Source organism: Pseudonocardia sp. DSM 110487, assembly GCF_019468565.1.
GTDB lineage: Bacteria > Actinomycetota > Actinomycetes > Mycobacteriales > Pseudonocardiaceae > Pseudonocardia.
Map to the genome: position 1 here is coordinate 8,903,770 of NZ_CP080521.1, position 24,106 is coordinate 8,927,875.

Genomic DNA, 24,106 nt, shown 5'->3' on the forward strand with positions numbered 1-24,106 from the left:
ACGGTACGACGGCAACGCTGCGCGCGCGTACGGTACGGCTGCGAAGCAACTCGTTCGGCCCCCGGGGACAGCGGTGGGTCGCGACGATCGCGCCGTGACGATCGCCCCGCCCGACCCGGCCGCCGATCCGGCCCGGCCCCGCCTACGCACCGTCCACTACGAGCCGGGGCCGCGGGAGGCCCCGGCACGAGTGGCGCCGTCCCCTCCACCGCGACACGAGCACCCGTCGAGCGCGGCGCGCGAGTTCGTGGATGCGCACCACGGCGCCACCCGGATCCTGCGCCTCGCGCTCGAGGTGCTCGCCGGCAGGCGCTCGCACATCCAGCTCGCGCCGCACTTCGCCCCCGAGCCGCTGCGCTACTGGCGGGCGCTCCTCGGGCAGCGCCTCTCCAGGACGCCGGTCCGGCGGGGCCGGATGCACCTGTGCATGCCCCGTTCGGGGGTCGCCGAGATCGCCGTGCCGTGCGAGATCGACGGTGCGGTGCGCGCACTCGCCGCCCGCTTCGAGCGCACCGACGGCCACTGGCAATGCACCGCGGTGCGGCTGCTCCGCGGTGGCACCCTGCCACGCCCGTCCTGATCGAGACTGACGGTCGACGGTCAGGGACGGGCCGCGGTGGGCGAGCCGTGGCACTGCTTGTACTTGCGTCCCGAACCACACGGGCACGGCCGATTGCGCGACGGCTGGCCGCTGCCGGACACCGTGGCCTCGCCGCGGCTGCCGTCGCGCCCGCCACCACCTGCGCCCGAGCGGCTGCGGGTGGTGGTGCCGCCGTCCTCGGCCGGGCCGCTGTAGCGCAGGTCCGTGGGCCGGGAACCGCGGAACGCCGCCGGGAGCACGCTGCCCGCGCCGGTCGGGTCGGCGCCACCGGGCGTCGCGTGCCGAGCGGCCGGAGGCTGCGCGGGCGCCCGCCGCACGGGCGGTGCCTCCTGGACAGGTGCGGCACCCGCCGGCTGGGCGGCCGGCGGCTGGGCCGCGGCCGGAGCGGGCTGCGCCGGCTGTACCGGCTGCACGGTGGCGTTGAACAGGTAGCCGACCGTCTCCTCCTTGATGCCCTCCGACATCGCCTGGAACATGTCGTAGCCCTCGCGCTGGTACTCGATCAGCGGGTCGCGCTGGGCCATCGCGCGCAGGCCGATGCCGTCCTTGAGGTAGTCCATCTCGTAGAGGTGCTCACGCCACTTGCGGTCGATCACGGTGAGCAGGACCTGACGCTCCAGCTCGCGCATCCCGCCCAGCGGGGCGATGAGCTCGTCGACCTCGGCCTCGCGCGCGGCGTACGCATCACGGGCGTCGGCCAGGATCGCCTCGTAGAGGGTCTCCTTGCTGAGGTCCTCGACGGAGTCCGCGTCCTCGCCCGCGAGGTCCTGCCAGCGGATGCCGACGGGGTAGATGGTGCGCAGGGCGGTCCAGAGCTTCTCGAAGTCCCAGTCCTCGGCGTACCCCTCAGCGGTGGCGCCGTCGACGTACGCCCGGATGACGTCCTCGATCATGTGCTCGATCTGGGACTGGATGTTCTCGCCGGCCAGGACGCGGCGGCGCTCCTCGTAGATGACGGTGCGCTGCTTGTTGAGCACCTCGTCGTACTTGAGGACGTTCTTGCGGATCTCGAAGTTCTGCTGCTCGACCTGCGTCTGCGCGCTGCGGATGGCCTTCGTGACCATGCCCGCCTCGATCGGGACGTCGTCGGGGAGGTTGAACCGGTTCATGATCGACTCGACCAGCTGGCCGTTGAAGCGGCGCATCAGCTCGTCGCCAAGCGAGAGGTAGAACCGCGACTCACCCGGGTCGCCCTGGCGGCCCGACCGGCCGCGCAGCTGGTTGTCGATGCGCCGCGACTCGTGGCGCTCGGTGCCGAGCACGTAGAGCCCGCCTGCCGCCTTGACCTCCTCGGCCTCCTCGGCGACCTGCTCCTGCATCTTCGCGACGGTCTCGTCCCAGGCCGCCTCGTACTCCTCGCGGGTCTCCACCGGGTCGAGCCCGCGGCGGCGCAGCTCGAGGTCGGCGAGGAACTCCGGGTTGCCGCCGAGCATGATGTCGGTGCCGCGACCGGCCATGTTGGTGGCCACCGTGACCGCGCCCGCGTGCCCGGCCTGGGCGACGATCTGCGCTTCCTTCTCGTGGTGCTTGGCATTCAGCACGTTGTGCGGTACCTGCAGCCGCCGGAGCAACTGCGACAGGTACTCCGACTTCTCCACGCTCGTGGTGCCGACCAGCACCGGCTGGCCTGCGCGGTACTTCTCCGCGATGTCGGCGGCGACGGCGGCGAACTTCGACTCCTCCGTCTTGTAGATCAGGTCCGGCTGGTCCTTGCGGACCATCGGCCGGTTGGTGGGGATCGACACCACGCCCAGCTTGTAGATCTGGTGCAGCTCGGCCGCCTCGGTCTGGGCGGTACCGGTCATCCCGGAGAGCTTCGTGTAGAGCCGGAAGTAGTTCTGCAGCGTGATGGTGGCGAGCGTCTGGTTCTCGTTCTGGACCTGCACCTGCTCCTTGGCCTCGATGGCCTGGTGCATGCCCTCGTTGTAGCGCCGGCCGGCCAGCACGCGGCCGGTGAACTCGTCGACGATGAGGACCTGGCCGTCGCGGACGATGTAGTCCTTATCCTTCTTGAACAGTTCCTTGGCCTTGAGGGCGTTGTTCAGGTACCCGACGAGCGGGGTGTTCGCGGCCTCGTAGAGGTTGTCGATCCCGAGCTGGTCCTCGACGTGCCGCACACCCTTGTCGGTGACGCCGATCGTGCGCTTCTTCAGGTCGTACTCGTAGTCGCAGCCCTGGATCTCGGCGCTCCGCCGAAGCAGCTCCTGCGGGGAGAGCCCGGTGACGTCGTAGCCGCGCATGGCCACCCGCGCCGTGCCACGGCCGTTGGCCATGTCGGCGAAGGCCTGGTACCAGCGCGAGCTGGCCTCCGCGGGGCCGGAGATGATCAGCGGCGTACGGGCCTCGTCGATCAGGATCGAGTCGGCCTCGTCGACGATGGCGAAGTTGTGCCCGCGCTGCACCATGTCGGCCTTCTTCCAGGCCATGTTGTCGCGCAGGTAGTCGAAGCCGAACTCGTTGTTGGTGCCGTAGGTGATGTCGGCCGCGTACTGCTCGCGCCGGACCGCGGGCGGCATCTCCGAGAGGATCACCCCGACGGTGAGCCCGAGGAAGCGGTGGATGCGCCCCATCTTCTCGGAGTCGCGCTTGGCCAGGTAGTCGTTGGTGGTGACGACGTGGACGCCGTCGCCGGAGAGCGCGTTCAGATAGACCGGGAACACCGACGTGAGGGTCTTGCCCTCACCGGTCTTCATCTCGGCGATGTTGCCCAGGTGCAGCGCCCCGCCGCCCATGAGCTGAACGAGGTACGCCCGCTGCCCGAGGGTGCGTACCGCCGCCTCGCGTACCACGGCGAACGCCTCGTACATCATGTCGTTGAGCGACTCGCCGTCGCGGTACCGCTCGCGGAACTCGTCGGTCTTCGCCCGCAGCTCCGCGTCGGTGAGGTCCTGCATCTCCGGCTCGAGGTCATCGATCTCCTGGGCGTACTTGGCGAGCCGCTTCACCAGCTTGGTCTCGCCGGCGCGGAGCAGACGGTTCAACAGCGGCACGGATCGACCTCATTCGACTTCGCGGTTCATGTGGCAGCCCCGACCAGGGTAGCGAAGCGGCGGGCCGCCACCGGAACAACGCCGGAGGGGCGGCTCGCGTTCCTCCCGGATGCGAGCCGCCCCTCTCGAGCGAGCAGGTGACCCTCTGCTACTGCTCCAGGCGGATCATGCCGTAGTCGTAGCCCTTGCGCCGGTAGACGACGCACGGCTGGCCGCTGTCGGCATCGGAGAACAGGTAGAAGTCGTGCCCGACGAGCTCCATCCGCGACAGCGCGTCGTCGACGCTCATCGGCTTGGCCGGGTGCACCTTCTCCCGGACGATGCGGCCCGGGACGGCGTCGGCCATGTCCTCGTCGTGGACGCGCGGACCGGGTATGTCGATGGTGTCGTCGGCGCGGATGTCGGCCTCGTCGTCCATGCCGTCGTCGCCTGCGACGCTCACGTCGTCGAGCACGGCGGTGGCCGAGCCGCGGCCGGCCATCACGCGCGTGCGCTTGCCCGTGACCCGGCGACGGTCGTGCGATCGACGCAGTCGTGCCTCGAGCTTGGCGATGGCGCCGTCCAGTGCGGCGTAGAAGTCCTGCGCGCAGGCCTCCGCTCTTGCGGCGGGCCCGCACCCCCTGCCGGTGATCTCGACGCGCTGGCAGTTCTTGAGCTGGCGGCGGTTGCGCTCGTGGAAGAGCTCGACCTCCATGCCCACGATCTTGTGGTCATACCGCTCAAGTCGACCGATCTTCTCGGCCACGTGGACCCGAAAATGGTCTGGGACCTCGACATTTCGGCCGGTGACAACGATCTCCACGCAGACTTCCCTCGCTCTCAGCATCGCTTGGGCGTCGGGTTGACGTTTGCTGGGTCGCCGGGGGGAGTGCCCACCCCCGGCGCTCGATCGGATCCTCCTGATGGGTGCCTCGGTGGGATGCCGAGCACGGTAACGCGCATCACGGTTCGACAACAGCCCCCTGAACATTCTGTGCCCGAGCCGAGTGGATCCACGGCTCGAGAGGTTCCGTGACCTGGGTCGCAGCGGTACGATTGGCCACCTTCATGATCAAGTTCTTCGCCCAGCGCCGGTGGCGTCGCAGAGCACGATCGCCGCCTGCACCTCCGCGCCGGCTCCGGCGAGCGCGGCGGCGCAGGTCTGCAGCGTGGCCCCCGTCGTCACGACGTCGTCGACCAGCAGCACCGTGCCGCGCGAGGGCATCGCGGTGAGCCGTACGCGTACGCGGCCCGCCAGGTTGGCGGCGCGCTGCTCGGCGTCGAGCCCCACCGAGTCGCGCACGTGGCGGGCCAGCCGCAGCGCCCGTGCGATCCGCACCTCGGGCCGCCGGGCCGCAACCGCACGGCACAGGCGCGCGACGTGGTCGCCGCCACGCGCCCGCGCGGCCGCCGGGCGCGATGGAGCGGGCACGAGCCACACGGGCGCCGGCCCGACCGCGTCGTCGAGCGCCGCCGCGAGCACCGCGCCGAGCGGCGCAGCGAGGTCCCGCCTCCCGCGTTCCTTGTAGCGCAGCAGCGCCGAACGCAGCGGCCCCGTGTACCGCCCGACGGCGAGCACGTCCGGCCCGCCCGGCAGGTGCGGCCGCGTGGGCGGGCCGACCTCCGCGCGGCACCGCGGGCACCACGGGTGCTCGGGCGCCCCGCACCCCGCGCAGTCGCCGGGCAGCACGAGATCGATGAGTGCCGCCCCGATCCCCCGCACGCCCACGGGACCAGCTTCCCCCGCACCCCCGCCACCCGGCCCCGCCCGCACCCGAGTTGTCCACAACCGCGGGCGGGGCGAAGCCCTATCTCCGCAAGTCGCGGTCTGGATGTGCGCGAGTCGCGGTCAGCCGGGGTAGAGCGGGACGGCGTCGGGGGCACCGGCGAGCACCTGGCGCCATGCGACCTGGTCGCCACCGCCGAAGCTCCAGACGCCGGTCTGGTCGGTGACCCACAGGGGGCGGTTGGCCGCGGCCGCGATCGCGGTGAGGGGGGCCGTGAGGTTGTTGCTCACGATCTGCTGGACGACGAGGCCGTCGACGGTGACCTGCCCGACCAACATCTCGGAGTTGCGGGTGATCGCGACGATCGACTCCGTGGAACGCCAGTCCGCCGCCACGACGGCGCCGAGGTCGTCCGGCCGCAGCCTGCGGACGTTGCGGATCGCGACCTCTCCGTCGATGGTGCGGGCGACCGCGCCGGTGTAGAGGCCACCACCGACGACCGCGACGACGCGCATGCCGTCCCGGGACAGGCGCAGGTCCTGAATCGGCCCGCGGGCGGCGAGCTCGTCGGCGTTGACCCGGCCGGTGCGGGGTGGCGCCGTGTTGTCGACGAGCACGCGGGCGACCACAGCGGAGTCCAGCACGGTCCACGCCTCGCCGCCGGTCGGCGACCAGGACGGCCTGGTCATGGTGCCGGCCGTGAGCGGAACGGGCACGACGCCGCCCGCGGCCCCGTTCCCGACGAGCAGCGTGCGCTGCGCGCCGAGCTGGGCCACGGCGGCGAGTCGCCTGCCGTCCACGGTGGATGCCGCGGACTCCACGTCGTAGCTGCCGTCGCCCAACGAGCCGGGCAGCGGGGCGCTCGGTTCGGGACCGCTCAGCTGGCGCACCCGCCCACCGGCCACGACGAGCCCCGGCACGTCGGCGCCCGGCTCGACCTCCGCCGACAGCGCGGCGACGTCCTCGCGGGTGAGGTCCTCCCGGTCGGGCAGGAGCGGCTCGCCGTCGGCCAGCAGCCGGACGCGCCCGACGTTCACCTCGGACAGCGACAGCACCACCTGGGCGGCGAGCAGCATCCGGGAGGACTCGTCGAGGTCGCCGAGGCGGGTGAGGTCGACGACAACGGCGCCGTCGTCGCTCGTCGTCAGGTTCGAACGCAGCTGTGCCCCCGGCGGGAACAGCGAGACGGCCGCACCGGTCAGCGCCCCGGACGGCCCGGCGAGCAGCAGCTCCATCACGCGCGCGGCCTGGGCCCGTGCCGGCACGCTCGGAACGTGACGCACGTCGGCGACGGCGAGCCGCCGAACCGGGTCGACGAACCAGGTGCGGACCGGCTTGTAGTTGTCCCGGAAGACCGACAGCGGCACGACGACCCCCGGCGGGAGGTCGGAGATCCGCCACTGGCCGTCGCGACGAACGACGGTGACGTCCTGCTGGAACATGCTCTGCCCCGGCTCGAACGATCCCGACGACGTGAGGCGGCCGATCGCCGTGCCGCGGATCCGGATCGTGGTGGTGTCGGTGCTCGGGCCGGCCGCGCCGGGCGCCGGGACCGTGTCGAACTGCCCGTCGAGCACGGTGAGGCCCGCGGAGTCGTCCCAGCCCTCAGCGTCGGCGGAGAGGAAGCGGCGGGCGGCCCCGTGCCGCTCGGTGCTGCTGCCGGAGGCGAACACGAAGTCGCGCACGAGGTCGAGCGGGTTGCTGCCGGCGACCGGGCCGGGCGGGACGAGCGCGTCCTCGCTGCCACCGACCTGGCGCAGCACCTGGACCGGGGAACTCTCGGGCACGCTCGCGCACCCGGCCAGCGCGGCGAGTGCGAGCAGCAGAGCCGGCACCAGCCCGGCCCTGCGGCTCACGACCCCTCCTGCAGGAACGCGTCGGACCGCGTGCTGGTGCGGGCCGGGGTGGGCACCGAGGCCGGTTCGGCGGTCGGGGCAGGGGGTTCCTCGGGTCCGAGCGGCAGCGGGCTCGACTCGACGACGTCGCCGACGGTGCGCGGCAGCGTCAGCCGGAACGCGGCGCCCTTCCCGATCTCGCCCCACGCCTGCAGCCACCCGCCGTGCAGGCGGGCGTCCTCGATGGCGATCGACAGCCCGAGGCCGCTGCCGCCGCTGCGCCGCGCCCTGGACTCCTCGGCGCGCCAGAACCGGTTGAACACCAGGCCCGCCTCACCGGGGCGCAGGCCGACGCCGTGGTCCCGCACCAGCACGGCGACGGCCCGTTCGTCGGCACGGAGCACGACGCGGACGGGCTTGCCCTCACTGTGGTCGATCGCGTTGGCGACGAGGTTACGGACGATGCGCTCGACGCGGCGTGGGTCGACCTCGGCGGGAACGCCGACCGGGAGCTGCAGCTCGAGCGGGGTGCCGGTCTCGTCGGCGATGCCGCGGACCGCCTCGACGGCCCTGGTGACGACGACGTGCATGTCGACGCGCTCGGCCCCCAGCTCCGCGACGCCCGCGTCCAGCCTGCTGATCTCGAGCAGGTCGGCGAGCAGCGCCTCGAACCGGTCGAGCTCCGCGACGAGCAGCTCCGAGCTGCGCCGCAGCGCCGGGAGCAGCTCCTCACGTGACGCGTAGAGCACGTCGGCTGCCATGCGCACGGTCGTGAGCGGGGTCCGCAGCTCGTGGCTGACGTCGGAGGTGAACCGCCGCTGCAGCGCGCCGAACTCCTCCAGCTGCCGGATCTGGCTCTGGATGCTGCTCGCCATCTCGTTGTAGGACTCCCCGAGGCGCGCCACCTCGTCCTCGCCCTGCACGGGCATCCGCTCGTCGAGGTGGCCGTCGGCGAACCGTTCCGCGATCTCGGCGGCCTGCCGCACCGGCCGCACGACCTGCCGCGTGACGATGCCGGCGATCCCGGCGAGCAGCAGCAGGAGCACGAGGCCACCGACGATCAGCGTGCTCTGCACCGTGCCGAGCGTGCGTTGCTCGGCGGTGAGCGGGAACAGCAGGTAGAACTCCAGCTCGCCGACCGCCGTGCGCACCGGCTGCCCGACGATGAGCGTCGGGACCTCGACGCTCTGCTCGGTGCGGGTGGTCGTGTACTGGTTGGAGAGCGTGCCCGCGGCCACTGCCTCACGCAGCATGGGCGGGACGTCCTCGACGGGGCCCGCGGAGACCTGGGCACCCGCGTCCCCGACGCTCGTGGTGAGCACCGCCCGGAACTCGCCCGCGGTGGCGGGCTGGTTCTCGGCGGAGCTCGCGTTGGTCAGCCGGTCGAGGGCGTTGTTGAGCTCGCCCTGCGCGCCCTCGCGGTCCGGGTCGACGCCCGCGAGGTCGCGTTCCAGGAGCACGGCGCCGGTCTCCGTGCGGACCCGGGCGTCGGCCTCCTTGGCCTGCAACAGCCGCTGCGCGATCTGCGTCTGCAGCACGAGGCCGAGCACCAGCACGACGGCGGCCGACAGCGCGAGGGTGCTGATCACCACCCGCAGCTGCAGCGAGCGGCGCCACGCCAGGTTCCACGCCTCGTTCAGCTCCGCGATCAGCTGGCGGGCCGGCACCATGGCCCGACGCACCCGCTCACTGATCATGGCCGGATGGTCACGGTGGTCCCGCCTTGTAACCCACACCGCGCACGGTCAGCACGACCTCGGGGTGCTCCGGATCGCGCTCGACCTTCGAACGCAGGCGCTGCACGTGGACGTTCACCAACCGCGTGTCGGCCGCGTGCCGGTAGCCCCACACCTGTTCGAGCAGGACCTCGCGGGTGAACACCTGCCGCGGCTTGCGGGCGAGTGCGACGAGCAGGTCGAACTCCAGCGGGGTGAGCGCGATCTGCTCGCCGTCGCGCACGACCTGATGGGCAGGCACGTCGATCGTGACGTCACCGATCGAGAGCTGCTCGGCGGGTTCGGCCTCGGTGCGCCGGACCCGGGCCCGGATTCGCGCCACGAGCTCCTTGGGCTTGAACGGCTTCACCACGTAGTCGTCCGCGCCCGACTCGAGGCCGAGGACGATGTCGACGGTGTCGCTCTTGGCGGTCAGCATCACGATCGGCACGCCGGACTCGGACCGGATGGCGCGGCACACGTCGATGCCGTTCATGCCGGGGAGCATCAGATCGAGCAGCACGACGTCGGGCCGCAGCTCGCGGACGGCTGGGAGGGCCCGCGTGCCGTCGGCGACGACGGCGGTGTCGAACCCCTCGCCCCGCAGCACGATCGTCAACATCTCGGCAAGCGCCGGATCGTCGTCGACCACCAGAACGCGCGACTTCATGAGCGCAGCATCCCATCTCACGCCGCGAGCCCGCCTCGGACCCGCGGGTTCACAGCCCCGAGGCACACCTTGGAGCCATCCGGCGGGACTCAGGGGCGACGAACAGCGGCTACTGCAGGAGCACGGCTGCCAGCGCATCGGCGTCGATAGGGGCGCTGCCGTCGAGCACCGTCCACGCCGACAGCCATGACGCGGCCGCGAGCTGCGCGTACGCATCGGCCGTGCGCTCCTGCAGGTCAGCGTCGAACTCGTATGCGTCCCGCTCCCGGCCGGCCTCGGTGCGCTCCCGGTACGCTGCCCGCTCCGCCGCGATGGTGCGCGGCACGGCGAGCAGCAGCTGGTGATCCGGCACGGGCACGCCGAACCGCTCGACCTCGAGCTCCCGCAGCCATGCGGCGAGCTCGCCGTCGGCGCGCTGGTGCGCTCGCGCCGCGTGGTAGGCCACGTTCGACGCGATGTACCGGTCCACGAGCACGACGTCGTGCGACTCACGAGCGGCCCGCAGCTCAGGAGCGGCCGCGCGGCGGTCCAGCGCGAACAACAGCGCCATCCCGTGGACGGACGCCGCCAGGTCACCGTGCCGCCCATAGAGGGCCTCGCGGGCGAGCTCGGCGTGCACGTCCGCGTCGTAGCGGGGGAACGCGAAGCGGGCGACGCGCGCCCCCTTGGCGGCGAGCGCCGTGCACAGCGCGTCGGACAGGGTGCGCTTACCCGCCCCGTCCAGCCCTTCCACGACGATCAGCCGCCCCATGCGCGCATCATGCCGGGCGCAGGTCCACGGTCCACGGGCGCGGTACGCTCCGCGCCGCACCTTGGGGGGACCTGTGATCCAACGCGCCATCGTCCCGGTCGTTCTCGCGGCCCTCGCCGCTCTCGTCGGGACGCCTGCCGCGGCGGCGCCCGCGTGCGACGACGAGTGCCGGATCGACGCGGCGCGCGCCTACGTCGAGGCTCTCGCGACCCACGACGCCTCGGCCGTGCCATTGCACCCGGAGGCGACCCGCGTCGAGGCCGGGATCCAGACCGGATTCTCCGGCGAGCAGATCCGACGCGACCTCGAGCACGGTCCCCAGTACCGGGTGATCGAGGCGGTGCGGGACGCGCGCTTCGTCGCCGACGGGGAGACCGTTGTCGCCGAATTCGCCCTCGACCTCGTCGTGCCGGTCGTCGGCTCGCGCGTCCACGAGGTGTTCACGTTCGAGGACGGCCGGATCCGCACGATCGTCGCCGACATCGCGCTCACGGCTCGGTTGTCGCCAGCAGCGTGAGACCGATCGCCGCGGCGTACGCGGCGATGGTCACCGCCATCGGGACGACGAGCGACATCCCTGAGCCGACCACCAGCAGGCTGCCGAGTACCGCGGCGCCCAGCGCGCCACCTGCCTGCCGCGCGGTGTTGAGCACGCCGCTACCCAGACCGGCGCGGGCGGCGCCGATCCCCGACATGACGACCGATGTCATCGCCGGCATGGCGAAGGAGCAGAAGCCGAGCACCGAGGCGCCGGTGACGATCAGCGGCAGCGGCGCCGACGGGCCCGTGGCCAGCAGCAGGGACGCGCCGGCCGCGCCGGCACCGAGCCCGACGAGCATCGGGACGCGAGGGCCGAAGCGTCCGGTGAGCCGGCCGCTCAGCGCGGCGCCGATGCAAATCGCGACCGTGAGCGGGAAGATCTGCATCCCGGCCGCGAACGCGGACTGCCCGAGCGGGCCCTGCAGGTAGACGGACAGGCACAGCAGGTTGCCGTAGAGGCAGAAGTTGAACAGGAACCCCACCCCGGTGCCCGCTGAGAACGGCCGGGACGTGAAGAGCGACAAGGGCAGCATCGGCTCGCGGGCGTGGCGCTCGCCCCGGACGAAGATCGGGACGAGGAGCAGACCGCCCAGCATCAGCGTCAACGGGAGTGGGTGCGTCCAGCCACGGTGCCCGGCTTCGATGAGACCACCGGCGATGCCCGCGAGCGCCGTCGTTCCCACAACGAGCCCGGGGAGGTCGAGGGGGCCGGCCTGCCGCGGGGGCGACTCGGCGGCGAAGCGGCGGATCAGCACGAGAGCGGCCACGCAGACCGGCACGTTCACCAGGAAGATCGCGGGCCAGCCGGCAACGGCGACCAGCAGACCGCCGAGAACGGGACCCGACGCCATGCCGACGCCGGAGACCCCGCCCCAGACGCCGAGGGCGTGGGCCCGATCGCGTGGGTCCGGGAACTGCTGGACGATCAGGGCAAGCGAGCACGGCAGCAGCGCGGCGGCGCCGATGCCCTGCAGCGTGCGCGCCGCGATCAGCGCAGGCACGTCGGGCGCGGCCGCGCATGCCACGGACGCGAGCGCGAACACCGCCAGCCCCAGCAGGCAGACGCGTCGCGAGCCGAACCGGTCGCCCATCGAACCCGCCGTGAGCATGCCGGCGGCGAGCGCCACCGTGTAGCTCGCGACGATCCACTGCTGGTCGGCGAGCTCACCACCGAGGTCGGCGCGGATCGCATCGAGCGCGACGTTCACAACGGTTGCGTCGAGCTGGATGACGAAGAAGCCGAGGCACGCCGCGACCAGCGCCAGCCGCGGCGCAGCGGAGGTACTGCGGATCATGTTCCGAGGGTGGCTCGGAAACGGTTCGACGTGCATCGAATCGTCAGCGGCCTACCGTCAGTGGCGTGGTCGCAGGAGACGTGGAGATCAGCGAGGTCGCGGCCCTGCTCGCCGACCCCGCACGCTGCCGGGTGCTCCTCGCGCTGAACGACGGGCGCGCGCTGCCGGCGAGCGTGCTCGCCGACGAGGCGGGCGTCACGAAGGCCACGGCCAGCAGCCACCTGAGCAAGCTGACCGACGCGGGGCTGCTGCGGGTGGAGCCGCAGGGCCGGCACCGCTACTACCGGCTGGCCGGTCCCCAGGTCGGGGAGCTGCTGGAGAAACTGATGGAGATCGCTCCGGCGCGGCCGGTCCGGTCGCTGCGCGAGAGCACGAGGGCGGGGCAGTTGCGCGCCGCACGCACGTGCTACGACCACCTGGCCGGGCGGCTCGGTGTCGAGATCATGGCCTCGATGATCGACCGGGGCTACCTGGACGGCGGGGACGGCCGGCACCACCCGGAGCTCAGCCGCCACGACCGGGTCAGTGGCTACGGGCGCGACGTCGACTACGCCCTGACCCCGGCGGGCCGGCGCTGGCTGGCCGACATGGACGTCGTCGTCCCGGAGCGGAGGCGCACGCTCGTCCGCTACTGCATCGACTGGAGCGAGCAGCGCCACCACCTGGCCGGCCTGCTCGGACGCTCGATCCTCGACCGCTTCCTGTCCGCGGGCTGGGTCATGCGGCGGGATCGCGGGCGCAGCGTGCGGGTCACTCCGGCTGGCGCGGCGGTGCTCGCCGAGAGCCTTGGCATCGAGGAGTGACCGACGAGGCCTGGGCTATGGTCCGTTTCCGTGACCGACCCGCAACCCCCCGAGATCCGCTTCGACGTACCGCACGGTGCGCGGATCTGGAACTACTGGCTCGGCGGCAAGGACAACTACCCGGCCGACCGCGCCGTCGGCGACGCCGTGCAGGCGGCATGGCCCGACATCGCCGACGCCGCCAAGAAGTCGCGGCAGTTCCTGATCCGCGCGGTGCGCTACCTCGCGGGTGAAGCCGGGATCCGCCAGTTCCTCGACATCGGCACCGGCCTGCCGACGATGCAGAACACCCACGAGGTCGCCCAGTCGGTCACCCCCGATGCCCGGATCGTCTACGTGGACAACGACCCACTCGTGCTGACCCACGCCCGGTCACTGCTGGTCAACACCACCGCAGAGGGCGTCACCACGTACGTCGACGCCGACTACCGCGACACCGAGCGGATCATCCGGCGCGCCGGTGAGGTGCTCGACTTCGAGCGACCGGTCGGCGTGATGTTCATGGGCGTGCTCGGCTACGTCCGCGACCCGGACGAAGCCGGCGCGATCATCGCGCGGGTGCTCGACTCCGTCCCGTCGGGCAGCTATCTGGCGCTGTGGGACGGCACCGACACCAGCGAGCGCGCCCGGGCGGGCGCGAGAGCCCAGGCCGAGGCAGGCTCGCCCTAGTACCAGCGCAGCGTCCCCCAGATCGAGCGGTGGTTCGACGCGCTGGAGCTGGTCGAGCCCGGCGTCGTATCGATCACCCAGTGGCGGCCGGACCCGATGGAGGTCGGCCGGATCGAGCCGATCGACGGATACGGCGGGGTGGCGCGCAAACCGTAGGGCGCACGGGCCTGCTACGCGATCGCGCGCACCGTCTCCCATGTCGCCGCGAAGCCGGGGTGCAGGGGCAGGTCGTGGACCGATGCGGCACGCACCCAGCGCACTTCGAGGGTCTCGGCCGTAAGGCCCGTGGGCAGGACCGCCGACCGAGCCTGCGCCACCACGGTGGTGTACGACCAGCCGCCGTGGTCGTCGACGTAGGTGCCGGTGATCTCGTAGCCGTCCGCGGCGAGCCCCGCCTCCTCGGCGGCCTCCCGCCGGGCGGCCTGCTCCGCCGACTCTGCGCGGTTGCGGGCCCCGCCGAGCAGGCCCCACGTGCCGCCGTAGTGGCTCCAGAGAGCGCGGTGCTGCAGCAGGACGCACTCGCGGTGCCACAGCAGGAGCCCGGCCGCGCCGAAGATCCCCCAGTGCTTGTGGCCGAGGGCGCAGCGCGTCCAGCCGTCACCGTCGCCACGGGGGAGCACCACAGGTCCACGATATGTCGTGGCGCTCCCCCGGGCGAGGTGCCCAGAAACGAGTGCGCTCAGTACCGGTAGTGCTCCGGCTTGAACGGGCCCTCGACGTCCACGCCGATGTACTCGGCCTGGTCCTTCGTGAGCTTGGTCAGCTCACCGCCCAGCGCCTCCACGTGGATCTTGGCGACCTTCTCGTCCAGGACCTTCGGCAGCCGGTAGACGTCCTTGTTGTACTCCTCGTACTTGGTGAACAGCTCGACCTGCGCGATCACCTGGTTGGAGAAGCTGTTGGACATCACGAACGACGGGTGCCCGGTGGCGTTGCCCAGGTTCAGCAGCCTGCCCTCGGACAGCACGATGATCGAGTGCCCGTCCGGGAAGACCCACTCGTCGACCTGCGGCTTGATGTTGATCCGCTGGATCCCCTGGTAGCGGGCCAGCCCGGCCATGTCGATCTCGTTGTCGAAGTGGCCGACGTTGCCGATGATCGCCTGGTGCTTCGTGCGAGCCATCAGGTCCGCCGAGACGATGTCCTTGTTGCCGGTGGTGGTGATGACGAGGTCGGCCTGGCCGATCACGTCCTCCAGCCGCGCCACCTGGAAGCCCTCCAGCAGCGCCTGCAGCGCGCAGATCGGGTCGACCTCGGTGACGATCACGCGGGCGCCCTGCCCGGCCAGTGCCTCGGCCGAGCCCTTGCCCACGTCGCCGAAGCCGCAGACGACGGCGACCTTGCCGCCGATCAGCACGTCGGTGGCCCGGTTGATGCCATCGACCAGCGAGTGGCGGATGCCGTACTTGTTGTCGAACTTGCTCTTGGTGACCGAGTCGTTCACGTTGATCGCCGGGAACAGCAGCAGACCCTGCTCGGCCAGCTGGTAGAGCCGGTGCACCCCGGTGGTGGTCTCCTCGGTGACACCGCGGATGTCCGAGGCCACCGTGGTCCAGCGCTTCGGGTCCTCGGCCAGCGAGCGGCGCAGCGTGTCCAGGATGATCCGGTACTCGTCGGAGACGGTCAGGTCCTCGTCGTGCACGGTCGGGACGACGCCGGTCTTCTCGAACTCGACGCCCTTGTGCACCAGCAGGGTGGCGTCACCGCCGTCGTCGAGGATCATGTTCGGGCCGACCACGTTCCCGGCGTCGTCGGTGAACTTGAACAGCTGCTCGGTGCACCACCAGTACTCGTCGAGCGTCTCGCCCTTCCAGGCGAACACCGGAACGCCCTTCGGCTCCTCCTCGGTGCCGTGCGGGCCCACGACGATCGCGGCGGCCGCGTGGTCCTGGGTGGAGAAGATGTTGCAGGACACCCAGCGCACATCGGCCCCGAGCGAGACGAGCGTCTCGATCAGCACCGCGGTCTGCACCGTCATGTGCAGCGAACCCGCGACCCTGGCGCCGTGCAGCGGGCGCGCCTCGGCGTACTCGCGCCGCAGCGCCATCAGGCCGGGCATCTCGTGCTCCGCGAGCCGGATCTCCTTGCGGCCGAACTCCGCAAGTCCCAGATCGGCCACGGCGAAGTCGATGCCGTTGCGGTTCTGCAGCCTGCTGCTGATGTCGGCAGTGGCGGTCATGGGGTACTAACGCCTCCTCGTAGGGCTGGTGCGGCCGGCCACGTTACTGGTGGCCGACCGTGTGGAACGTCGAGGACGGCGAAACGACGAATCATGCGCCCGCCCTCCTCGTGTGAGTGCAGGCGCCCTTGTTCCGTGTGCAATGGCCAGGTGGTCGAGCGTGGCGGGCTCTGGCCCGTCGCAGCGCCTCTCGACACCGACTTCGCGATTGCGCCTCCAGCATCCGAGCTCCCGCCGGTGCTGTCAACTGCGCAGGTCATAGGGTGATGGCGTGAGGATCGCGCTGTTCCTGACGTGTCTGGGGGACGCGCTGTACCCCGAGGTCGGCCGGGCCACCGTCGCGCTGCTGGAGCGGCTGGGACACGAGGTCGTGTTCCCCGCCGACCAGACATGCTGCGGCCAGATGCACGTCAACACGGGGTACCAGCGCGAGGCGGTGCCGCTGGTGCGCCACCACGTGGCGACGTTCGAGCCGTACGACGTGATCGTGGCGCCGTCCGGGTCGTGCGTGGGCTGCGTGCGCCACCAGCACGCGATGGTCGCGCGCGGCGCGCAGGACGACCGGCTCGCCGAGCGCGCCGAGGCCGTGGCCGCCCGCACCTACGAGCTGTCCGAGCTGCTGGTGGACGTCCTCGGCGTCGAGGACGTCGGCGCCTACTACCCGCACCGGGTCACCTACCACCCCACGTGCCACTCGCTGCGGATGCTGCGGGTGGCCGACAAGCCGCTGCGGCTGCTGCGCCACGTGCGCGGCATGACGCTGCTCGAGCTGCCAGAGGCCGACCAGTGCTGCGGCTTCGGCGGCACGTTCGCGCTGAAGAACGCCGACACGTCCACCGCGATGCTGGCCGACAAGATGCGCAACGTCCTGTCCACCGGCGCGGAGGTCGCCACGGCGGGCGACGCGTCGTGCCTCATGCACATCGGCGGCGGCCTGTCCCGGCTGCGCAGCGGCACCCGAACCATCCACCTGGCCGAGATACTGGCGAGCACCTCATGACGACCTTCCTCGGGATCCCCGCCCCACGCGGCGTCGGGCACTTGCGCGGCGAGCAGTCCTTCCCCGACGCCGCCCGCGGTGCCCTCGCCGACTCCCAGCTGCGACGCAACCTCGGCCACGCCACCCGCACCATCCGCAACAAACGCCTGAGCGTCGTCGGCGAGCTGGACGACTGGGAGCAGCTGCGGCTGGCCGGCGAGGCGCTCAAGACCGCCGCGATGGCGCGGCTGGACGAGCACCTGGAGCGCCTCGAACGCGAGGTCACCGCACGCGGCGGCACGGTGCACTGGGCCCGCGACGCGAACGAGGCGAACGCGATCGTCACCGGACTGGTCCGCGACACCGGGACGTCCGAGGTCGTCAAGGTCAAGTCGATGGCCACCCAGGAGATCGGCCTCAACGAGGCGCTCGAGGCCGCCGGGATCGAGGCGCACGAGACCGACCTCGCGGAGCTGATCGTCCAGCTGGGCGGTGACCTGCCCAGCCACATCCTGGTGCCGGCCATCCACCGCAACCGCGCCGAGATCCGCGAGATCTTCCTGCGTGAGATGCGAGGAGTCGACCCGGAGCTGACGGCCGAGCCACGCAGGCTCGCCATGGCCGCCCGCGCCCACCTGCGGGAACGCTTCCTGCGGGCGAAGGTCGCGATCTCCGGGGCCAACTTCGGTGTGGCCGACACCGGCACCCTGCTGGTCGTCGAGTCCGAGGGCAACGGGCGGATGTGCCTGACGCTGCCGGAGACGCTGATCACCGTCATGGGGATCGAGAAGGTCGTGCCGACCTGGCAGGACCTGGAGGTCTTCCTGCAGCTGCTGCCCCGCTCGTCGACGGGTGAACGGATGAACCCGTACACGTCCGCGTGGACCGGCGTGACGGACGGCGACGGGCCGCAGGCGTTCCACCTCGTGCTGCTCGACAACGGGCGCACCGCGGCGCTCGGCGACGAGCTGGGCCGCACCGCCTTGCACTGCATCAAGTGCTCGGCGTGCCTCAACGTCTGCCCGGTCTACGAGCGCACCGGCGGGCACGCGTACGGATCGGTCTACCCCGGGCCGATCGGCGCGGTGCTCTCGCCGCAGCTCACGGGAGTGGAGGACAACGCGTCGCTGCCGTACGCCTCCAGCCTGTGCGGGGCCTGCTTCGACGCGTGCCCCGTCCGGATCGATATCCCGTCGTTGCTGGTGAAGCTGCGGGCCCGGCACGTCGACGAGCAGCGGAAGCGCCCGGTGCCGAGCGCGGAGGCAATCGCGATGGCGGCGGCGTCCTGGGTGATGTCATCGCCGCGCCGCTTCGCGGCCGCCGAGAAGGGGTCGCGGGCGGGCCGGCTGCTGGGCAGGCGCGCAGGCCGGATCCGCACGCTGCCGCCGCCGCTGTCGGCCTGGACGGCCAGCCGCGACGCCCCGCGCCCGCCTGCCGAGACGTTCCGCGAGTGGTGGGCGCGCGAGCGCGGAGCACAGCAGTGACCGCCCGGGAGGAGGTGCTCGGCCGCATCCGCGCCGCCAACGCCGCGGCCGGGCACCCGGCGCCGCCGACCGTGCCGCGCGACTACCACCGCACCGGCGCCCACCCGGCTGGTGCCATCGAGCTGCTCGAGCTGTTCCGCGACCGGCTGGTCGACTACAAGGCGACGGTGCTGGACACCCCGGCGGACGGCGTCGCGGAGGCGGTCCGGATCGCGCTGGCCGACACCACGGGGCGGGTGGTCGTGCCGCCCGGCCTGCCGGACGGCTGGTGGCCCGACGGGCTCGCGGCGACCCGTGTCACGGACGATGGGCTCTCCCCCGCCGACCTGGACACCACTGCCGCCGTGCTCACCGGTTGCGCCGCCGCCTGCGCCACCACCGGGACGATCGCCCTCGACGGCTCTCCCGACCAGGGCAGGCGCGCGATCACGCTGGTGCCCGACGTGCACGTCTGCGTCGTGCGCGCCGAGCAGGTCGTGCATACCGTGCCCGAGATGCTCGCCGCCCTCGAGCCGACCCGGCCGATCACGTTCGTCAGCGGCCCGTCGGCAACGAGCGACATCGAGCTGGAGCGCGTGGAGGGCGTTCACGGCCCCCGCACGCTGATCGTGGTGCTGGCGGGCTGACGCACGAAGCGCCGTGCGCCGGAACGTGTCGAGAACCCCTACCGACGTCGCCTCCGGGCCCTCAATTCGGGGCCGCGGCCTTGTCGCCGTCCGGAGCGATGGCGAACCACTTCCCCTCCGCGCCGTGCCCGTGTGTGGCTCCGGGGGTATCGCCTTCGTGGCGGTAGACGGGCCAGCCGCCGATCGTCAGCTGCGCCTGACCGTCCGGGCGCTGGACGGCACCGATCGCCTTCTCGGCGAGGCCCTCGATCGTGATCGGGTCGGCGGCGAGCACGGGATCCCAGGTCGCGGTGCAGGGACCGGCGCACGTGGCCGCGGGCGGCTGGGCGCTGTCCCCGTCGAACCTGTACAGGGTGAACCCGAATCCGTCGACGACCACCGTGCCGAGCGTGGCCGTGCTGTTCGCGCTCACGATCGTCCCGGGCGGGCGCTCGAGCTCGGTGACCGGCGCTGCCGGGACCTGTGGGGCGATGACGGGGATCTCGGTGCCGCTGCTGCAGGCGGAGAGGGCGACCGCGGCGATCGCGACGAGGGCAGCCAGCGCAGGGGTGCGGGACATGCGAAACCTCCGAGTCGGGGTGACCGGCCTTCGACCGACACACGGCTGCGTGGCGGCGGCCGTCTCGGCACCCGAGCCCGGCGCGCGACGACATGGCCGGTGCCGTCGACGAGCGGCGGCGCGTCCCGCTCAGCCGAGCAGGTGGTCGCGCAGCAACGACTCCGCGGCCTCCGTGCGGCCGCGGGCGGCGAGCAGCCCCGCGGGCACCACCGCGAAGTCGGAGTCGACGACGACCGGCGCGGCCGCGAGCACAGGGGCGAGCACGGGGTCGGTACGCAGGGTGGCCACCACGGCCGCGAGGCCGCCCGCCAGGTTCCGCTGGCGGAACACGCCACCCGCGAGCACGACGAGCCCGACGTCGCGCCCCGCGTCGGAGTGCACGCGCAGGTGTCTGCGGACCGCCACCACGGCGGCCAGCGCGGCGATCCGGCGATCCTCGGCGGCGCTTCCCCGGTCGCGCGGGACGTAGCCGGTCTCGCTGGCCATCCGGGCAACCGTGGGGCCGAGCAGGTCGGCCTCCACCGGGTCGACGATGCCCTCGCTCTGGCTCTCCACGAGCACCCCGCCCGCGGCCGCGCGCACGCCGAGGTCACCCTCGACGGTGCGGACCGGCTCGGCCCGGTCGGCGGAGTGGACATCGGTCGTCGCGCAGCCGACGTCGACGACGAGCACCCGGGCGTCGCAGATCGCGGCGAGCCGGGTGGCCGCATGGCCGACGGCCTCCGGCGTGACCACCCGCACGAGCCTGCGGAACCGGGGCGCGACGGCCGGACCGCGGCCGCCGATCGCGTGGCGCCGGTACAGGTCCGCTAGCGCGGCACGCGCGGGACCGGGCACCACCTCGCCGCGGCGGGGAAGCACGTTGTCGCACGCCACCACGCTGCGGCCGGTGGCACGCAGAAGGGCGAGCGCGTCGTCGCGCGCCACGGAGTTGCCGGCGAGCACGATCGGATGGCGGATCCTGGCCCTGGCCAAACGGCTGGCATTGTGCAGCAGGCCGGCCGGGTCGTCGCCGTCGGCACCGCCCACGAGCAGCACGACGCCGGGCCGGGCACTGCGCAGCAGCCGGACGTCCGGCGGTTCCAGCGGCCCGGCGTGCACGTGGACGACGTGCGCCCCCGCCGACACGGCGACCCGGTGCCCCGCCTCCACCGCCGACAGCCGGTCGGACCCCACCACGGCCATGCGCAGCCCGCCACCCGCCGACGAACAGGCCAGCAGCTCGGGCTCCGCACCGCGGCCTGCCGCCGACACCGCCCGCACCGCGGCGTCCATGCCCGCGAGGACGTCGCCCGTGGTGGTCGGGTGCTCCGCGAAACCGGCGAGGGATCCGTCGGCGTGCACCAGCACCGCCTTGGTCCACGTCGACCCCACGTCGAGGCAGACCGATGCGGCCTGGTCGGGGGGCGTCACGGCGCACGAGCCTAACCGCTGGTGAGCCGGATGGCGCTGGATGACGCCAATGGTGAAGCCACTCGTCGGGAGGTAACTTTCGGTGACGCACACCACAGCCGTCCCAGGAGGCCCCCGATGCTCGGTCTTATGCAGGATCGGCCGCTCGCCCTGCCGCACGTCTTCCACCGGGCCGAGGAGTACTTCGGGCACAAGACGATCGTCACCGCCGACGCCACCGGCGAGACCCGCACCACCGTGGCCGAGTGGGCGCGGCGCGTGCGGCGGCTGGCCACCGTGCTCGACACGCTCGACCTCAGCGCCGACGGGCGGGTCGGCACGTTCTGCTGGAACACGGCCCGCCACCTGGAGCTGTACCTGGCCGTCCCGTGCACCGGGCGGGTGCTGCACACGCTGAACCTCCGGCTCTTCCCCGAGCAGCTCGTCTACGTCGCGAACCACGCAGAGGACGAGGTGGTGTTCGTCGACCGCTCGTTGCTGCCGCTGTTCTGGCCGCTGGTCGACAAGCTCGAGAGCGTGCGGCACGTCGTCGTGCTCGACGACGGCGCCGACGTCGAGATCCCCGTCGACCCGCGGGTGCACGACTACGAGGAGCTGCTCGCCGCGGCCGCCCCGTTCGAGGGCCGGTTCGAGATCGCGGACGAGAACACCGCCGCAGCAATGTGCTACACGTCCGGCACCACCGGCAACCCCAAGGGCGTGGTCTACAGCCACCGCTCCAGCGTGCTGCACTCCTTGATCACGCTGATCGCCGACGGCGCGGCACTCTCCGAGCGCGACGTGCTGCTCCCGGTGGTCCCGATGTTCCACGCCAACGCGTGGGGCCTGCCCTACGGAGCGCTGCTGGCCGGCTCGGACCTGGTGCTCCCCGGCCCGAACATGACTCCGCAGGCGATCGCCGGCCTGCTGGAGAGGCACCGGGTCACCGTCACCGGCGGAGTGCCGACCATCTGGATGGGGATGCAGCCGCTGCTCGCCCAGCACGACCTGAGCGCGCTCCGGACGATCCTGTGCGGCGGGTCGGCCGTGCCCAAGGCACTCTCGGAGGCCTACCGGGAGGCGCTCGGCGTGCCGATCCTGCATGCGTGGGGCATGACCGAGACCAGCCCGGTCGCCACCATGTGCACGCTGCGCACCCAGCACGCGTCGCTCACCGAGGACGAGCGCGCCGACGTCCGCGCGCGGCAGGGCCAGGCCGTACCGTTCGTCGACATCCGGTTGGTCGACCCGGCCACGGGCGAGCCGCAGCCGTGGGACGACGTCGCCACCGGCGAGATCCAGGCCGCCGGGCCGTGGATCGCCGCCGAGTACTACCGCGGCGAGGGCGGAGGGGCCCAGTTCACCGACGACGGCTGGTTGCGCACCGGCGACGTCGCGGCAGTCGACCGGTACGGTTTCCTCCGGATCGTGGACCGCACCAAGGACCTCATCAAGTCCGGCGGGGAGTGGATCGGCTCCGTCGAACTGGAGAACGAGATCATGGCGCATCCGAAGGTCGCCGAGGCCGCCGTGATCGCCATCCCACACCCGAAATGGGTCGAGCGGCCGCTCGCGTGCGTCGTCGTCAAGCCCGGGGAGACGCTCACCGCGGAGGAGGTCATCGCCCACCTCGAACCCCGCGTGGCGAAGTGGTGGCTCCCCGATGCGGTGGAGTTCATCGATGAGGTGCCCAAGACCAGCGTGGGGAAGTTCTCCAAGAAGACGCTTCGTGAGAAGTTCGGTGGCTACCAGGTAGCCGCGCCCGCAGCGCCCAGCACGACCGACGACGGCAGGACATGACGACCGCACGACTCGTTCCAACCCGCACGCCGACCACCCACTCGAACGGGGGCCTGCCACCGACACTGAGCGGAGCTCCGCGGAGCGATCAGACGACGCTGAGCAGTGTTTCGCGCAGCGATCCGGCGCGAACGAAACCGATACCGAGCCCGGAGCTCACCGCGCTGCGGATCGCCTATTCCGACATCTCGACGATCGCCTCGTCGCTGGAGGAGGAGGATTCCTGGCTGCCCACCCGCTGCCTGGGGTGGACCGTGCGCGACCTGCTCGTGCACCTGCTCAGCGACGTCCAGCGGGCGCTGGTGGCGCTGGCCACCCCGGCCGCGGGGCCGGCCGACCGCGACGCCGTGACGTGGTGGACGGCGGACGAGCCGACCGACGACCCCGGATTCCGCGAGCTGCGCAACCTGCGCACGATCGCCGGGGCGTGGGAGCTCGAGGACCTCGTGCGGACCCTCATGGAGACCACGCGCGCCGTCATCGCGCTCGCCGGGCGCACGCCGCCCGAGGCGCTGGTCGCGACGCGCGGGCACGTCCTGCAGGCCGTGGACCTCGTCACGACGCTCGCGGTGAAGACGGCGGTCCACCACCTCGATCTCGTGATGGAGCTGCGCCGCCCGGGGCCCCGCCCAGAGCCGCTCGCGCTGGTTCGCTGCACGCTGGACGCACTGATGGGCCACCCGGCGCCCGCCGACTGGCCCGACGAGCGCTGGGCGTTGCTCGGGACCGGCCGCGTCCCACCAGGCGGCGGCGAAAGGCGGGCGCTGGGCGCAGCTGCGGCACGCCTCCCCCTGCTCTGTTGAGCACGTGCCGTGGAAGTGCCGTGGAGGACTGCCCCCGTAGCCTGCCCGTGTGGGGGACGTCGTGGAGATCGCCGCGCTTGCCGAGCGGGTACGCGCGGCGCCACCACGGTGCGGCACGACCAGGCTGGTCTGCATCGACGGCCCGTCCGGCTCCGGCAAGACCACGCTGGCCGCCCGGCTCGCCACGGCACTGGGCGAGCCGCCGGTGCTGCACATGGACGACATCTACCCCGGCTGGGACGGCCTGGCCGCCTCCGTCCCGCTGCTGTACGAGCAGGTCGTGGCGCCGCTGGCGGAGGGCAGGCCGGCCTGCTACCGCCGTTACGACTGGCACCGCGGCGAGTTCGCCGAGGCGCACGACCTCGGGTTACCGGAGCTGCTCGTCGTCGAGGGCGCGGGGTGCGGGGCGCGGGTCATCGCGGAGCGGACCGTGCTCATGGTCTGGATAGAGGCGCCGCGCGACGAGCGGTTCCGCCGCGGGATCGCGCGCGACGGCGAGACCTACCGCCCGCACTGGGAACGCTGGGCCCGCCAGGAGGCGGTCCACTTCGCGGCCGAGGGGACGGCGCGCCGGGCCGACATCCGGGTGGACGGCGCGCCGTCCGCGCGCCACGACCCGGCCCGGGAGCTGGTCCTGTTGCCCGGGCAGCCGGCACTGCGCGCCTGACCCCGGCGAGTGCGGCATCCCGCCCAGCGGGTTGGGGATCCG

Annotated in this window: 21 protein-coding genes and 1 pseudogene; 10 read left to right on the forward strand and 12 right to left on the reverse strand. The window is 72.4% G+C overall.

Annotation, left to right across the window (positions count from 1 at the left end; genetic code table 11):
* The first annotated feature begins 94 nt into the window (after nt 1-94).
* Nucleotides 95-580, forward strand: coding sequence for an Rv3235 family protein (locus K1T35_RS41770; RefSeq protein ID WP_220257193.1), 486 nt, complete (start codon nt 95-97; stop codon nt 578-580).
* A gap of 20 nt (nt 581-600) precedes the next feature.
* On the opposite strand, the gene secA is transcribed toward K1T35_RS41770, so the two are convergent.
* The 7 genes from secA to K1T35_RS41805 form a co-directional block, all read right to left on the reverse strand.
* Nucleotides 601-3,591: a preprotein translocase subunit SecA gene (secA, locus tag K1T35_RS41775; protein ID WP_255621283.1), complete on the reverse strand. Its 2,991-nt coding sequence runs from the start codon at nt 3,589-3,591 to the stop codon at nt 601-603.
* A gap of 148 nt (nt 3,592-3,739) precedes the next feature.
* Nucleotides 3,740-4,393 (reverse strand): ribosome hibernation-promoting factor, HPF/YfiA family, encoded by a 654-nt coding sequence (gene hpf / locus K1T35_RS41780; RefSeq protein ID WP_220257194.1) that lies wholly within the window; start codon nt 4,391-4,393, stop codon nt 3,740-3,742.
* 249 nt (nt 4,394-4,642) lie between these two features.
* A complete protein-coding gene (locus K1T35_RS41785; protein WP_255621284.1) occupies nt 4,643-5,299 on the reverse strand; it encodes a ComF family protein in 657 nt (218 codons plus the stop codon).
* Nucleotides 5,300-5,419: 120 nt separating this feature from the next.
* Nucleotides 5,420-7,153, reverse strand: a complete 1,734-nt coding sequence (locus tag K1T35_RS41790; RefSeq protein ID WP_220257195.1) for an LpqB family beta-propeller domain-containing protein — start codon at nt 7,151-7,153, stop codon at nt 5,420-5,422.
* Complete coding sequence (gene mtrB / locus K1T35_RS41795; RefSeq protein WP_220257196.1) at nt 7,150-8,829, reverse strand: MtrAB system histidine kinase MtrB; 1,680 nt, start codon at nt 8,827-8,829, stop codon at nt 7,150-7,152. The genes K1T35_RS41790 and mtrB overlap by 4 nt, the downstream gene beginning before the upstream one ends.
* Nucleotides 8,830-8,839: 10 nt before the next feature.
* Nucleotides 8,840-9,517, reverse strand: coding sequence for an MtrAB system response regulator MtrA (gene mtrA / locus K1T35_RS41800; protein ID WP_220257197.1), 678 nt, complete (start codon nt 9,515-9,517; stop codon nt 8,840-8,842).
* 109 nt (nt 9,518-9,626) lie between these two features.
* Complete coding sequence (locus K1T35_RS41805) at nt 9,627-10,268, reverse strand: dTMP kinase (protein ID WP_220257198.1); 642 nt, start codon at nt 10,266-10,268, stop codon at nt 9,627-9,629.
* 73 nt (nt 10,269-10,341) lie between these two features.
* Between K1T35_RS41805 and K1T35_RS41810 the strand changes: the two genes are divergently transcribed.
* Nucleotides 10,342-10,785 (forward strand): nuclear transport factor 2 family protein, encoded by a 444-nt coding sequence (locus tag K1T35_RS41810; RefSeq protein ID WP_220257199.1) that lies wholly within the window; start codon nt 10,342-10,344, stop codon nt 10,783-10,785.
* Here the strand turns inward: K1T35_RS41810 and K1T35_RS41815 are convergent.
* Entirely contained in the window at nt 10,757-12,103 is a 1,347-nt protein-coding gene (locus K1T35_RS41815) for an MFS transporter (RefSeq protein WP_220257200.1), read from the reverse strand. The two genes, K1T35_RS41810 and K1T35_RS41815, sit on opposite strands and share 29 nt — an antisense overlap.
* A 65-nt stretch (nt 12,104-12,168) precedes the next feature.
* Here K1T35_RS41815 and K1T35_RS41820 point away from each other — a divergent pair, with 65 nt between their 5' ends.
* Together K1T35_RS41820 and K1T35_RS41825 are read left to right on the forward strand one after the other, a co-directional pair.
* On the forward strand, nt 12,169-12,906 hold the full coding sequence (locus K1T35_RS41820; RefSeq protein ID WP_220257201.1) for a metalloregulator ArsR/SmtB family transcription factor: 738 nt from the start codon (nt 12,169-12,171) through the stop codon (nt 12,904-12,906).
* A gap of 30 nt (nt 12,907-12,936) precedes the next feature.
* Nucleotides 12,937-13,731 (forward strand): annotated as a pseudogene (locus K1T35_RS41825) (SAM-dependent methyltransferase).
* 14 nt (nt 13,732-13,745) lie between these two features.
* On the opposite strand, the gene K1T35_RS41835 reads toward K1T35_RS41825, so the two are convergent.
* On the reverse strand, nt 13,746-14,198 hold the full coding sequence (locus tag K1T35_RS41835; RefSeq protein WP_255621285.1) for an NUDIX domain-containing protein: 453 nt from the start codon (nt 14,196-14,198) through the stop codon (nt 13,746-13,748).
* Between the two features lie 56 nt (nt 14,199-14,254).
* Entirely contained in the window at nt 14,255-15,754 is a 1,500-nt protein-coding gene (gene ahcY / locus K1T35_RS41840; protein WP_220257203.1) for an adenosylhomocysteinase, read from the reverse strand.
* A 271-nt stretch (nt 15,755-16,025) separates the two neighbouring features.
* Here ahcY and K1T35_RS41845 point away from each other — a divergent pair, with 271 nt between their 5' ends.
* The 3 genes from K1T35_RS41845 to K1T35_RS41855 are packed head-to-tail and all read left to right on the forward strand — an operon-like array spanning nt 16,026 to nt 18,843.
* Nucleotides 16,026-16,754, forward strand: coding sequence for a (Fe-S)-binding protein (locus K1T35_RS41845; protein ID WP_220257204.1), 729 nt, complete (start codon nt 16,026-16,028; stop codon nt 16,752-16,754).
* On the forward strand, nt 16,751-18,217 hold the full coding sequence (locus tag K1T35_RS41850) for a LutB/LldF family L-lactate oxidation iron-sulfur protein (protein WP_220257205.1): 1,467 nt from the start codon (nt 16,751-16,753) through the stop codon (nt 18,215-18,217). The genes K1T35_RS41845 and K1T35_RS41850 overlap by 4 nt, the downstream gene beginning before the upstream one ends.
* Nucleotides 18,214-18,843, forward strand: a complete 630-nt coding sequence (locus tag K1T35_RS41855) for an LUD domain-containing protein (RefSeq protein ID WP_255621286.1) — start codon at nt 18,214-18,216, stop codon at nt 18,841-18,843. The genes K1T35_RS41850 and K1T35_RS41855 overlap by 4 nt, the downstream gene beginning before the upstream one ends.
* Before the next feature lie 61 nt (nt 18,844-18,904).
* Here K1T35_RS41855 and K1T35_RS41860 read toward each other — a convergent pair whose 3' ends face one another.
* Nucleotides 18,905-19,402: a hypothetical protein gene (locus K1T35_RS41860; RefSeq protein WP_220257206.1), complete on the reverse strand. Its 498-nt coding sequence runs from the start codon at nt 19,400-19,402 to the stop codon at nt 18,905-18,907.
* 129 nt (nt 19,403-19,531) lie between these two features.
* Complete coding sequence (locus K1T35_RS41865) at nt 19,532-20,815, reverse strand: glutamate mutase L (protein WP_220257207.1); 1,284 nt, start codon at nt 20,813-20,815, stop codon at nt 19,532-19,534.
* A 117-nt stretch (nt 20,816-20,932) separates the two neighbouring features.
* Between K1T35_RS41865 and K1T35_RS41870 the strand changes: the two genes are divergently transcribed.
* Genes K1T35_RS41870 through K1T35_RS41880 form a run of 3 tightly spaced genes read left to right on the forward strand, consistent with a single transcriptional unit; the run spans nt 20,933 to nt 24,064 of the window.
* The gene (locus K1T35_RS41870; protein ID WP_220257208.1) at nt 20,933-22,594 is read left to right on the forward strand and encodes a long-chain fatty acid--CoA ligase; all 1,662 of its coding nucleotides are present in this window, start codon (nt 20,933-20,935) and stop codon (nt 22,592-22,594) included.
* The gene (locus tag K1T35_RS41875; protein WP_220257209.1) at nt 22,591-23,397 is read left to right on the forward strand and encodes a maleylpyruvate isomerase N-terminal domain-containing protein; all 807 of its coding nucleotides are present in this window, start codon (nt 22,591-22,593) and stop codon (nt 23,395-23,397) included. Before K1T35_RS41870 ends, K1T35_RS41875 begins: the two co-directional genes overlap by 4 nt.
* A gap of 49 nt (nt 23,398-23,446) precedes the next feature.
* Nucleotides 23,447-24,064, forward strand: coding sequence for a uridine kinase (locus K1T35_RS41880; protein ID WP_220257210.1), 618 nt, complete (start codon nt 23,447-23,449; stop codon nt 24,062-24,064).
* Nucleotides 24,065-24,106: the final 42 nt, after the last annotated feature.

Excerpts from the sequence above, each read along its gene's own strand:
- K1T35_RS41850 (WP_220257205.1), top strand. The coding sequence starts at position 16,751 with ATGACGACCTTCCTCGGGATCCCCGCCCCACGCGGCGTCGGGCACTTG.
- K1T35_RS41815 (WP_220257200.1), bottom strand. The coding sequence starts at position 12,103 with ATGATCCGCAGTACCTCCGCTGCGCCGCGGCTGGCGCTGGTCGCGGCG.
- K1T35_RS41875 (WP_220257209.1), top strand. The coding sequence starts at position 22,591 with ATGACGACCGCACGACTCGTTCCAACCCGCACGCCGACCACCCACTCG.
- ahcY (WP_220257203.1), bottom strand. The coding sequence starts at position 15,754 with ATGACCGCCACTGCCGACATCAGCAGCAGGCTGCAGAACCGCAACGGC.
- K1T35_RS41870 (WP_220257208.1), top strand. The coding sequence starts at position 20,933 with ATGCTCGGTCTTATGCAGGATCGGCCGCTCGCCCTGCCGCACGTCTTC.
- K1T35_RS41805 (WP_220257198.1), bottom strand. The coding sequence starts at position 10,268 with ATGGGGCGGCTGATCGTCGTGGAAGGGCTGGACGGGGCGGGTAAGCGC.
- K1T35_RS41860 (WP_220257206.1), bottom strand. The coding sequence starts at position 19,402 with ATGTCCCGCACCCCTGCGCTGGCTGCCCTCGTCGCGATCGCCGCGGTC.
- mtrA (WP_220257197.1), bottom strand. The coding sequence starts at position 9,517 with ATGAAGTCGCGCGTTCTGGTGGTCGACGACGATCCGGCGCTTGCCGAG.
- mtrB (WP_220257196.1), bottom strand. The coding sequence starts at position 8,829 with ATGATCAGTGAGCGGGTGCGTCGGGCCATGGTGCCGGCCCGCCAGCTG.